This window comes from Bacteroides sp. ET336, assembly GCF_024733815.1.
Classification (GTDB): Bacteria; Bacteroidota; Bacteroidia; order Bacteroidales; family Bacteroidaceae; genus Phocaeicola; species Phocaeicola cellulolyticus.
Map to the genome: position 1 here is coordinate 1 of NZ_JANRHK010000023.1, position 13,572 is coordinate 13,572.

The 13,572-nt window shown below is 33.0% G+C and carries 5 protein-coding genes; all 5 read right to left on the reverse strand.

Features of this window, described 5'->3' with window-relative positions; all coding sequences use genetic code 11:
- On the reverse strand, nucleotides 1-1,346 hold a 1,346-nt coding region (locus tag NW213_RS15010), incomplete at its 3' end, for a hypothetical protein (protein WP_258323281.1).
- 1 nt (nucleotide 1,347) lies between these two features.
- On the reverse strand, nucleotides 1,348-4,155 hold the full coding sequence (locus tag NW213_RS15015; RefSeq protein ID WP_258323282.1) for a hypothetical protein: 2,808 nt from the start codon (nucleotides 4,153-4,155) through the stop codon (nucleotides 1,348-1,350).
- A gap of 82 nt (nucleotides 4,156-4,237) precedes the next feature.
- Nucleotides 4,238-7,489, reverse strand: coding sequence for a DEAD/DEAH box helicase family protein (locus NW213_RS15020; protein ID WP_258323283.1), 3,252 nt, complete (start codon nucleotides 7,487-7,489; stop codon nucleotides 4,238-4,240).
- 2 nt (nucleotides 7,490-7,491) lie between these two features.
- A complete protein-coding gene (locus NW213_RS15025; RefSeq protein WP_258323284.1) occupies nucleotides 7,492-10,512 on the reverse strand; it encodes a site-specific DNA-methyltransferase in 3,021 nt (1,006 codons plus the stop codon).
- Nucleotides 10,513-10,520: 8 nt separating this feature from the next.
- On the reverse strand, nucleotides 10,521-13,424 hold the full coding sequence (locus NW213_RS15030; protein WP_258323285.1) for a DEAD/DEAH box helicase: 2,904 nt from the start codon (nucleotides 13,422-13,424) through the stop codon (nucleotides 10,521-10,523).
- Nucleotides 13,425-13,572: the final 148 nt, after the last annotated feature.

Genomic DNA, 13,572 nt, shown 5'->3' on the forward strand with positions numbered 1-13,572 from the left:
CCATATTCATTATTAGTCCTGATATACTGTACTAAAGCTAATGCCCTCTTTCGTAAATCAGTTCTTAAATCTCTGTGCCTTACTGGAAGATTCTTTACGTTCTTCTCTTTCTTCTTTATAAAATGCGCAACTAAGTACAATTCAACATCATCCAGTAAACGAGAATCAGTTTCTGCTTTAGCCTCGTTAAATCCTTTATATATTCTTCGCACAAGATTATTTATCTCAAATTTATTCTTTCCAGGAGAAAATCTTCCCTCAATAAAAGATAAATACTTATTTTCCCCTGCACCAGAAAGTTGTAAAAAGCGATTTTTATAGCTTGTCTCTACGCCATATCTTGAAGGGGTTTCAGTTATATATTGAAACTGGGTAAAACCATATTGCGAGCATTGCATTACAGATAATCGATGTATTATTCCCTTAATTAAAAGATAATGATGAAATTTACATGCTATAAAATCATTCTCATATCGTGACAGATAATCAAAAACATATAAATAGAACAATATTTCATCAATTATCGGAGAAAAAGATTTAGTTTTATCTATACCCAAAATATTACTAACCCAATATTCGTCTTCATTATTAAAACCATCTACACCATTGATTTTATTTGAAATAACTTTACATATATATGAACGTATCTTTTTAGCTTCAAGCAATCTCTCACCAAACCTTTCCGGTGTAAAATTTAAAGTTGTCTGCTCTGCCAATTTTCTGACAGAATGTTTATTATTGAATTCATCTGCATAATTTTTTATAGTTTTATATGGATGTCTTAGCATATAATTCCACACTATATCCGACTCCGTAGAACCATTCAAATGTATATGCAAATCATGTAGCCCAACTTCTTTCGTTAAGAAATTCAATTCTGGCAGATATACTACAGGATAAGATGTATATTTAAACTGACTAATTCTTTTCTCTATCAAGTATTTTAGTTCTTTCAAAGACATGGTAGATAAAGAATACTCCAAATTGCCATAAATATATCCAGCAATAAGGATAGTTGGAGGGATATAAGTAAGTATATCCATCCAAACATTAAATCCTTCCTTCTTTATATAGATACAATTTCCAATATTACATAATAAATCATTGGATATATCTTGTGGCATTTTATACAGGAAATGGGCAAGACTTTTATATTTATCCATTTGAATCTGTCCCATATCCTCATAAAAATTATCATTTTTCCTTATATCCGACATTCTTTCTATAGAGATAAGTCGTCTTTTTACATGCTCAAATGAAATTATATAATCTTTTGTATTAGCATATTGCTCATATTCCAAAAGACTCTCATTGTCTGAAAGAAGTTTTATGACTATAGGATACATATCATCTTATCTTTATACTACATAAATATTTATAGAAATTATTATTAAAGTCATCAATATCATCTAATTCGTATTTCATATTACCAAACCTTTTTGAGAAATATGATTCAGCACTTTCTATTTCTTGTTTTATATTATATATTGACAACCCAACTTGTTCAAGCATGACAGACATTTTATCTATTTTTTGAAAAATTAAATTATTTGACATATTTACATCCAAATACATTATACCATCTTCTAAAGGTTCTAATGAAAAAAGCCATTGTTGTTGTCCTATCTCTTTTCTATTAAATTGAAACAGTTCTGACCAATTCAAGATATTCATCAAATTGTCTGATAATTTATTATATATATCCAATTTTTCATGAAGTGTATGTATTCTATAATAAAAAGTTCTTTTTGTAAATAACTCCACAAGTTTATTCCTTTCATCATCCAATCGATTATATTTTTTAATTATGAGGTAATAAACAGGATCAATAAATAATTTTATTAGAGGACAATTTATTAACCATTCTAATAATACACAATCTCCTTCTTTAATTAATGAAATATTGTTCTTAAAAGTATATTCAATACTACCACTATTATCTATAATCAGCCCTTTAATCTGAGATTTTTCAAAAGACCATTCAACCAAAACAGAATTAAGGAATGCAATTATATATGCATTAAATTTTTGTCCTATATTTACATATGATGAATCTTTATCTATATTAATCATTGTAAAATATGTTCTTGTAAAAATTCGGTTTAGTAATTGTGGTGTAACATTACCCAATGAACTAAATATCTTTAATGAATCTTTCTTCCATTCAATAAAATTGCAAGTAATAGAATCCCATATAACATCATCGTCTCTTAATAAATCATCATTTAACAAATTATATTTCTCACTATCATAACTATAATTATATTTTGTTTCAAATATTGTAGGTTCAAGATACCCTCTGAATTGAGCTATTTTTTTTATTATTAAAGTGTTATTACGCCTTTTATTTAAACCTTCACGAATACCATACTTCAAGCTATTAAATAAACAATCCCTTATTACAGCAAAAAGTTTATAAATAGAAACATATCTAATAAGATTATTAGACTGATCTATTGTTCCATGTGATATTAAATCAAGATATTTTCCAAAACTATTATTATTTCGAGCTACATTTTCATCAATTATCATCGTCCCAGGCATAGTTTTATATGGAAGCGACTGAGATTTGTATTTACTTCTGCTATATGCTTCAACTAATCCTATACATTTTGTAATATCATCATGTTCTAAAACAGAACTGAATTTAACAATTTCATCAAGAATATTTGTAGTATCATCAACTTTAAAACTCTCCAATACATACTTCATATAACATACTCTTACCCAATAATCGAATATCATGAAACCTGATTTGTTCACTTGTTTCGTAAACTGTGCACTAATGGCCAAAAGAGCCTTATTCAAAATGTCATCATTTGTATGTGGCATAAAATCACTACAGTCACTTAATGATTTAGTATCAATTAAGAACTTCATCATTTCTACCGGATAGTACTTATCGTCATTTACCAAACTTTTAGCATTTAATGACTTCTGCTTTATATCATTCCAAAATATATTAATGAATTCATGTGTAAAATTATTTTTATCATTATGACGTTCATCGTGATAATTTGACAATAATTTAAGTAGTCGCATTTGTGTCCTAATAGACAATCCTTCCCAAAAATATATTATTTGATTCGTTACTCGAATATTCTCTGTCTTAAAACCTATCTTATCCAGAATATATTGATAGCAAACTGATATATCCGCAAATGAATAATCATTAATATAAACTCCAATAATAGACTCACCACTTTCTATTACCTCTCTAATAGTCTTAAGATGAATTCTATACTCAGGCTTCAAAACCTTTAAAAGGTACTGATTCTCCAAATGATTAATCATATGTGAGAACTCATCTGGATTTCTTTTTGAATAATTACATTCTTTTTCTAAAAAGTCTTTACTAAAACTTTCCCATGATGCCTTTCTTACAAGTTTACTATACAAATCTAAATCTCCTGTTAAGATGGTTATAATCTGCTCGGTAATAAGATATTTTCTTATCACTTCTAAAATTTCAAATCCTTTATTTATATTGGTATCTATATCATCAAAAGGTATTATGAAACATTTCTTATTCAGAACTTTCAAAGCGTCATATACATACTCTATGAAGTTATCAATCAGATTATTTGAAGCCTCGGCTTTTTCCATGCCTTGCATTGAAACATATAAATCGTCATCCCAATCCTGATAACTGTTAGCGCTACCCACGCCATCAATAAAAGGTAAACCTTTCAAAAGTTTCTTATATGAAGAATCGTATTTATCTTTATCTGTTTTAGATATATTTCCCCTATTAAGATAATCTTTATTGATACATTCTTCTACTAATTCGTGAATGGATGCAATTATACTTATAAAAGGATGTTGTTTACAATCCAACAAAGAAGGGTCTAATACTTTCAACAAGACTGCATCTTTTTCATATTTTTGAGATATCAGATATAATGAAGTTTGTAGAAAAGTTGTCTTACCAGCTCCTCTATTCCCAAATATTGAGATTGTATTATGAACATGTTGCTGCTTTTCAATTTTATTACTCTCAGGCAATTTAAAATTTTTAGACTTTTGAACCTGTTCTTCAATAAGTTCCATCATTTTTTCCATTTGAACCTTATTTACAAGTTCACTATCATTACACACTGCGGCATCTGAATAATCAGTTTGTCTAAAATCAAAAAAAATTCTATTGTTTTCCATACTATTATTAGCTTTAATCAGTTATAATTATCTATTCACATCTCCAGCTCAAAAAGAGAGCTGGAGATTTAATTTAATTATTTTACTCCTCCATCATCGAAAGAAGCATCATCTCAATATATACTTCCTTCTGTTCTCTTTGGAAATAAACATGATGGTCATTGAATTTCTGTTTTACTTTATTTACATCAAGACCTTTACATTCCGACCAATACCATACATCTTTAAGCGGAGTATTAGAAATGATATAACTGTTAAGAGTAATATCATTATCATTAAGTGACTTTTCTATCACTTTTATCTCCTTATGTAGCTCAATCTTGCTATCAGAGAAGTGCTTCAATCTTGTAATTCCTTTTGGATCTACAAAAGAAATATACTGATGGCTACCCGAAATGAGCCATACAATAAAGTCGGGATAAAAGCCCGAAGCGTCAAAGAAGCCAATACCTTTTTTACTCTTGTTTCTAAGTAAATACAGCTCCTTATCCTTCATAAATATCTTTCCTTTCTCCGAATCAGCAAAATGTTGAATATCCATCAAGAAATCCTTTTCTCCAAGATTCAACGGTACCGGGCGAATCTCAATAAGACTTGTTCCATTATCCCCTATGAATGTAGTATCATTACCGTTTATATACAACAATGGTTGATACAAATGTCCTGATATATGAAGTACGTCAAAATTATGACCGGAACCTATCTGCACAGTTTTCATGAACTTATTATTTACAAGCTCATCTTTAATCTGAAGTATCTTTTCATAGAATTCAGATAAGTCTTTATGTACAAGAAGCTGGTATTCCTTTTCAAAATTAGGATGTGACGAGTCCAGATAAGCTACCTCAACATGCTCACTCATCCATTTACTTTTGATATTGTTGTATGCTTTCTCTACATATCCTTTCAAAAGCGCAGTTACAATACCTTGCCATAGATTAACGCAATTCTTGTAATTTCCAAATTCCATAGCAGGAGCAGGAATAGACAGTTCATACCAATGTGAAGACAAGGTCATTATTTCCTTCAGTTTATCTAAAGAAAGATTCATATTATACCAAGCCTTATCATTCTTAAAATCAATAAGGTCGAAATAAACCTTGTTCCAGTCAATTACAGAAAGATGTTTCTGAGAGAATGTAGCTATATTCACATTTGCCCCAGAATCATTCATTCCTTTTATTGAGCCCATTGCCTGAATTTTGGCATACATATCAAGAGAAACCTGGGACGAAGCTTTATCAAGCATTCCAGGTTCAATGTTTACCACAACATCTTTCTTAAAATCAAGTCCGTCCTTTACTTTTAAATATTTAAGTTTCTTCTTTCCTAAATCTACTACTGGCAATACAGGAAGAGTCACTTCATCAAAATCACTGTCGTTTGCAGGAAGTCCCATTTCTTCAAGAATACTCTTGAATTGTTCCATATAATCAGCCTTTACACCAAAGATATTCAGTGTTTCCAATGTCTGAATATTTTTAGGCTTTGAATCGGGCTGCAAGGAAGAATCTAAGGCCGAAGATCTTTTGAGAGACATCTTATATCCTTTTAAACGGACTCCACGTCCGAAAAGCTGAATAATCTGGCTACCTTCAGAACGGCCTACGTTCATTAATCCCATTGTTGACACTCTCCATGACGACCATCCCTCGGTAAACTTTTTAGAACCAATCAGAATATTTATCTTACTCTCAGGCTTGTTGATTGATTCAAACAAGGATTTATCGGTGTAATCTTTGGCCATTGCATTGATTCCTGCATCCACACACTTTCCTACAAGTTTCGAAGCATCACCCACATTGATAACCCCAAAATAGTCACCATTACCTATACGCATTCCTATTTCACCATCAAGGCCACGAAGGTTGTCAAGATGAAGAACTGCACCTGCAACAGTACAATGGAAAACAGTTTTCAAGATATCCTCATAAATCTGTTCCGGAGTCTTATCTTTAAAACTGCGCAGGTATTTAAATGAACGTGTAAAAATAGAATGATTATTCTTATTTACCAGCCCATCAGTCCCTTCCAGAAGATTTCTTATGTTTCGTACAGACTCCAAAGTCTCTTTCACAAACCTTTGGAAAAAGCGTAATATAATTACCACATCACTACTTTCACGTTCGGCCGCCGCACCGCTGTCTGCAGTAACAGAACTTCCCACAAAGATTGCAAGCGGGCGTTCTATAAGGAACGGTCGTAACTCTACCCCCTTGTCAATATATAAGCGTAACTGTTCATAGAAATTAAGTAGACATGCCGTTAGGTAGGTTTGCAGATTATTAGTATCCCATGTATCAACCATATTGAGAATCTGATAATCTTTTCCAAACCCGTCATTATAGAAATACTTATAGGAATAATCAAAAAGAGTAGCTTTAGCATACTCCGCAAGCATATCTTTTCTTTTAGCCGGTGAACTTACAGAATTAATAGCCTGACCAAATGTAGCAGAATATTCAAAAGCGAATCCATCTTTACTGAGTTTATCTCTATAGTTCTTCCATTTATCACCGGAAGAGCCACGATGACCTTCATCCACCAAAACAAGATTATTCCCTTCAAAAGAATCAACAGCTACAGTCTTGTCACCATCTGTTTCTGCCAATTTGGTTATCTCTATAATATCAATGTTCTGATTATGAAAAAAGCCTGATGCCGCATACTTACTGAACTGTTGTGCCTCAATAGAACTCTGTCCGAATTCACCGATATGCTGATTGGTAAGCCCTTCATTAGGCGTAATAAGTATTGTTTTGTTCACCTTTTTACCGGCACGCGACAGATAATGCTGAAACTGTAAAATATTAACATGCATAAGCAGTGTCTTTCCAGAGCCTGTAGCACTCCAGAAAGCCAACTTATTCAAGTCATTCTCTGTAAATTCAGCTATTTCATGATTTGTATCTTTTTCATTATTGAATACAAAAGTATGATAATTACGGATATCCTCAAGAAGCTTTTCCTTATTTGTAAAATATTTATCCAAGTAGATTTCTGTAAAAAGAAGAGAAAGATACTGGAAATATTTCCACTTTATTTCTTTATCCCTGTTTTTACTGATTTCCTGAGTATGCTTGAATATATTATGGTCATACTCAAGCAGCATATCTTCCGTAATCTCATGTCCTACATAAAGTCTGGCTTTCAATTGCTCTGCAAAAATGGATACACCATCTTCTGTATATCCTTCGTATGCAGGATCTTTAAGATTTTCGCTTAATTCCCTCAAAGACTTTGTACCGAACAGATTCAATATAAATCTGTTCAGTACAAGAGAGTTACTCAAAGTTTGAGGAACTGTATTTGTCGTTCTTCTTTGTTTCGCCATAGTTATTCTGCCTCAAACATTCTTTTACTGAATTCCTGTTCTATCAAGGTTACTTTCCACGTATCTGCATCAGTCTTGAGGTTTTCAAGATTGTTGTCACCGTTTACATATATCTTATCAAATTCTTTGTCACGAGTAGAATATGCCATTCTTCTAAAGAATTCATTGAGGTCTTCATTTGAGACTTTCGTACAGTCTCTCCATATTATAAGTATATGTTCTTCCTTACGGTTATATCCTTCTACCACACAGATATCCGATTTAGGATACGAAATTCTTTGAACCTTAAGCCCTATCAGATAATTGAATGTTTCTACAAGGTCTATTTTCTCTTCTTTAGTTTCATTGTTTCGTGTAATTTTTAATTTTGTATTCCACGGGTTCACAAACCAGTCTAATGAGAAAAGCGAGTCCTTGGTTTCAGTATCCAATAGGTAACCAAGCATATAACCATCAAAGAACTCTCCTTCCTGATCCATTAATGTATTCTTTTTTACTACAAGATTATTTAGTGTATCTTCATACTGTTCAAGAAGCATATATTTAAAACAATGACTACGACCTTTCCGACTTATAGGTTTATCTAATTTCCATTCATTTGAATACATTATATTTTGTAATCTACGTTTCGTCTTGTCTTCAAAATACCGATAGCCTTCTTGTACCAAAATATATTTATGCTTAGCATTCTCTCTTTCACATATATTAACAACTGCGTGAGCTAATGTAGCAGAACCTGCAAATGGATCCAAAATAACAGATTTTTTTTGACTAAATAAGGCTATTAGTCTTTCGAATAGTTTAACGGGTTTTTTCCCATTTGGAAGTTGTACTCCACCTTCGTTATGAACATTATTTATACCAATATCATCCCAAATGTCACCTTTAGGCCGTACAGGAACATATTGGCCATTTATCTTTTTTAAATATGAAGAAGCTAGAAGTACTTCTTTTGCATCAAGAACTATTTTTTTTAACCCCGTAGGGGTCACAATCTCTCTGAAAATATCATCATGAGGATATCCATTCAAAGAATCGTTTTTGGCTCGTTGATATATTTTATCAGCGTTTTGTATTCTAAAGATATCAAATTCTTTGGAATTTTCTATATCAACCCCATATTCTAAAGCTGCCTGTCTAACACTTCGATGAGTCCAATCTTCTGGCCTTGAAGAGTTATTTCTATCTATCCACGATGTATATCGATCAAAAGCCTCATCCCAAGAACATTGTTCATATATTGGGGTTAACTTATAATCTAAACCCTTAGATAATAAAATTATTGACTCCTTAATTTTAGGTACTTTTTTATCAATATGAGACATTTTCATACCACTTAAATGAGACATTTTCACTGTCAGATTTGTACGGGTACTCCAATTCATAGTCTCTAAAAGTTTCATTAGGTTAAAAAGTTCAATATCATTTATATTTAACGAACACCAACTATTATCTGACAAAATCGAATATAATAAACTAATCCTGTCATACATCATAGTCAACCATGACGAATGGCAAAAATTATCTTTATATAAAAAATCATCATCACCTGTATTATAAGGCGGGTCCGTTACCACCATGTTTATCACCCCATTATATTTTTCACTGATTAAGTTTAATGCCTGAAAGTTCTCAGAATTTATCAATAATCCATCACATACTTCATCCAAATCATCAATTTCAGAAATAAGTTTACGCTTAAAATCATCTGTAAAAAATGCTGTATCCAAAACTAAAAAAGGATTTTCCTTCAAGAATTGTTCTGTAAGCGGAATAGAGTACCCTGTTACAGCTCCTTCATTAAAAAAGCCTTCAGGCTGAGATGATTTAATTTCATCAATAGCAAAAAGTTTTACCCATTCCTCCCTCTGGGAATCATTAGCACAAATTTCTGCATAGAACTTCTCCGGTACACGATCCAAAGTAATACAATAATCTGCAGAAACAACCATTTTCTTTTTAAGCCACAGTCGTTTCTGAAAGTTCTCCAATGATGCAAGGAATTCTATTATCTTACTACCAACATTCTTTATTGCTTTAATGATAGTAAGATGTGCAAGGAATGACTCTGTAGTGCGCGCATCTATATCATCAATTTCAAGTATCTCATTCTTGATATAGAAATCAAGTTCCCTCGATAGAAAACCCTTTAAATCTTTATGAATAAAATAATCGAATGTATTTCTTGCTACATAATCCGATAAATGCTTTTGAAGCAATGTTCTGCTCCGGTCAGAGTCCGTAGGACGTAAAACAAGGACATCCATTTTAAATTCAGAAGGCAGTAAATCCTTAACAACATTAAACGCCGATTCAATCAAAGCTTTCTGCTTGGTTGCTTTAGGGTAAAGTTCGTATGTAAAATTTATATGTAGTTCATCGTTGATAACTTCAACCGGACATTCACTATATAGAGCAAAACGATGTTCCATATTGTTTTGTGGTTTATCATTGTTTTGCTCGGTTGAAACTTCTTTCAATGTAAACTCTACATATTTACCGCTATCAAGTTTAAAACGATAATTACGGAAATACTCACTGGTTTTTATATAATACTGGTCAGCATTAGCCCAATGAAGTTTTACTTCCTCACCTTCATACGGAATAGCATACACATCTTTTTTATATCTTCGCTGAGAAATGAAATCGCCTCCATCATAGTATCGGCTAAAAAATGTAGAAAGATGAGAATAAACTTCATTTTCCAAATCTTCAGTATTTCCCAAAGACACAATCTTGGCTTTCAATTCTTTCACTTTAGGCATATCATCAGGAGAGATACCAAGCATTTCGGCAGCTTTACGCGCTTCTTTAAGCTCATTTTCAAGTTCTGCCACTTGAGATGACTTATTGTTATTAAGTACTTCTGTAACCTGAGTTTTCAGGTTCTCATTCAAATACTTCTCTATATCCTTCCTCTTTTGGTTCATTATGCGATATATACCGAAATCCAAATCGGCCTGGTCAAGCATAAAGACTTTCTTGAGTGTCTTTATAAATGAATCAAATTGTGATGTTGCCATATATTATGTTATTTTATTTTCCTATTAATAGTAAACAGTGGTTCTTGGGTTATTGTTGCAGCAAGTGCGTCATTCAATTGTTCTATAAGTTTATCTCTTTGCTCAATAATCTCATCTTCAACTACAAAAAGTTCCTGACGCTTCTGCCTCTGTAACTTTTGCAAGGACTGTATTTCCTTTTGCAAGGATAGTCTTTTTGCGTCGTCGGTTTCAAGTCTGAAAATCCTTTCTTTTTCTTTAATCTGCTTTTTCAGATCCTTCAATTCCTGTTCCACGAAAAAAGTCTGGTCTTCTGCCCAACGTTCTATCTTTACGCTCTCATCATTGATAAACTGTTTGTTCCTTTGTTTTATCTGCCCTGAAAGAATATCAAGCTTATCTTTCTCACATTGTTCTATGGATTGTAAATCTATATCCGATGTCTGACTTGATATTGCCGGAACTGCCATCAGTTTTGAAACAAAATCATCATCCATAAGATTTCCTTCAGAATCGAATGCCGTCGCAAGAAGATGTTCTTCCGAATCTTTTGGAGAAACGTAATGCACTAAGCTCACTTTCAATACACCGGATTTCCCTTTCTGACTCTCTATGATTGAAATCTTCTCACCCTGTGCAGAGTAATCAAAAGTTAATGTAGTATTTGCATTCGTATCTAAGGCCTTTGCTCTTTCAAGCATCCACTGTGCAAGCGGATGACCGATACGATAAGTATAGGCATCATTAACATCTTTACCCATCTTATAAAATCCTGTTTCTATTTCCTTTCCTTCAAAAGAAACAGAACCATGAAGTCTAAACCGACAGTTCTTATTATCGACTATATCAATTTTATCCTTAAGCACTGAAGTAGTCAAAAGCCAAAGAAGACGGTAAAACTCTGACAGACGGTATTCGTCAGCACTTTTTCTAAGCTTTAACTTATTAACGACATCCTTATCAAAATTCTCAATCAGTTTTGCTTGTGAATCTACAATGGTCTGATCTATTTCCTCCTTCATTTCTTCCTGAAGGCGGTCGAACGCTGCGTCAATTTCTTCTACAGAACGGCATGACTGGTAGATATCCAACACACGACGTTCAAAATCAATACCATCCATCGTACTTCCCAAAACCTCATCGCTTGAACCGAATACGCCACAGAAAAGATTAAATTTCTGCGACAACAGTTCGTAAACTCTCTGGTCGGCACGATTGGCCTTATTTATAAAGTTTACAACAACTACGTCATTCTTCTGACCATAACGATGACAACGACCTATGCGCTGTTCTACCCTTTGAGGATTCCATGGCAAATCATAATTGACCAACAATGAACAAAACTGAAGATTAATACCTTCCGATGCAGCCTCAGTAGCTATCATTATCTGAGCTGTGTTCCTAAAATAATCCACAATAGCCTGACGCTTGTCTGCCGATACTGAGCCTGTTATACGCGATGTTCCCTGATTCTTTTCCAACCAGTCATTATAAGTCTCTTTTGATTCAGCATCGTTATTCGAGCCATTGAAAAGAACAATTTTACCTTTATACCCTGCACCCTCCAATAATTGTTTCAGGTATAATTGAGTTCTGTTACTCTCCGTAAAAATCAATGCTTTCTCCGGCTGACCGTTCTTGCGTTTATCCTCAAAAGCTACTTCCAAAGCCTTTAAAAGACATTCACCTTTCGTATTATGGGCTATACCTAATGCCAGTTCATAAATAGCAGTAAGTTCCGCTATTTCTGCTTTAATTCCTTCAGCATCCTCTTTTGAATATTTTGTATCCGGCTTATTTTTAGCATCAAACTCTTCATCTTCTTCATCAGCCCATTCTTCATCATAATCTTCAAATTCATCAATGTCATTCTTAATATCAGACATTATATAATCATCGTCGGTTTGATTTGATATTTCATTCTCTAAAATATCATTCAGCCTGTCAATGATAGTTTTAAGTGTTCCTGCAATAGCAAAAGTGGATGAAGAAAGAAGTTTATGAAGCACCAATGAAATAAGTGTTCTTTGACTGGGGGGCATACCATAACAAGCTTCTTTCTGAAGGTACTCATTAACAAGTTCCGACAGAGCCAGTTCATCATCACTCGGATAATATTCTTGCACCATAGGATGACGTTCCGTGTATTTCACATACTCCTGAACGTCACTTCTCAATGTACGGTGTATGATAGGACTGATTCTGTCTCTAAGTTCATGATACATTTTATCCTGTCGAAGGCCGGCTTTACTATACCTGTCAGTAAAACTCTTTAAACTGCCAAAATAATTGTCATCAATAATAGATATCAGTCCGAACAGTTCCTTCACATTATTTTGCAATGGTGTTGCAGTAAGAAGAAGCTTCTTAAAATTCTTAAGGCCTTCTTTCAGTACAGATGCGGTTTTATTACCTGTTTTATAAACATTACGAAGTTTATGGGCCTCATCTATTACAATCAAATCCCAATCAATACTCTCAATATGACGAATCTGTTTCTTGGCAAACTGATATGAACAGATGACAATAGCATCAGTTGTATCAAATGGATTACGATATTCAGAAGTTATTATTTTGTTGAAATTCTTATTTTCAAGTATAACAGAAGGCAAAAAGAATTTTTCTGCCAGCTCCATACTCCATTGATTCCTTAATGTGGCTGGAGCTATGATAAGAATTCTTCTGTTACGTTGTGCCCACTGCTGAGAAATAACAAGAGCCGCTTCTATAGTCTTACCCAATCCTACTTCATCTGCGAGTATAGCTCCCATACTTAAAGGCGAGCGAAAAGCAAACAAAGCAGCATCTATCTGGTGAGGATTTAAATCTACCTGTGCCTCTGCCAAGACACTCGTAAACTTATCATCATCAGAGGAGTTTCGTTTCCTTGTCAAATCCCAAGCTATATATTTTTGTTGTTGTGGTGTAAGCATAATCAATTTATTGCAATATTTGCTTGGCAAATATAACATAATTCAATCGCAAAAATAATAAAAATTCTTTAATAAGGATATATAATAATTAAGTTATAGAAAGAACAGATAATTCATCTTTTCATAAATAAAATTCGAGTTGTCCGGT

Excerpts from the sequence above, each read along its gene's own strand:
- NW213_RS15025 (WP_258323284.1), bottom strand. The coding sequence starts at position 10,512 with ATGGCAACATCACAATTTGATTCATTTATAAAGACACTCAAGAAAGTC.
- NW213_RS15030 (WP_258323285.1), bottom strand. The coding sequence starts at position 13,424 with ATGCTTACACCACAACAACAAAAATATATAGCTTGGGATTTGACAAGG.
- NW213_RS15015 (WP_258323282.1), bottom strand. The coding sequence starts at position 4,155 with ATGGAAAACAATAGAATTTTTTTTGATTTTAGACAAACTGATTATTCA.
- NW213_RS15020 (WP_258323283.1), bottom strand. The coding sequence starts at position 7,489 with ATGGCGAAACAAAGAAGAACGACAAATACAGTTCCTCAAACTTTGAGT.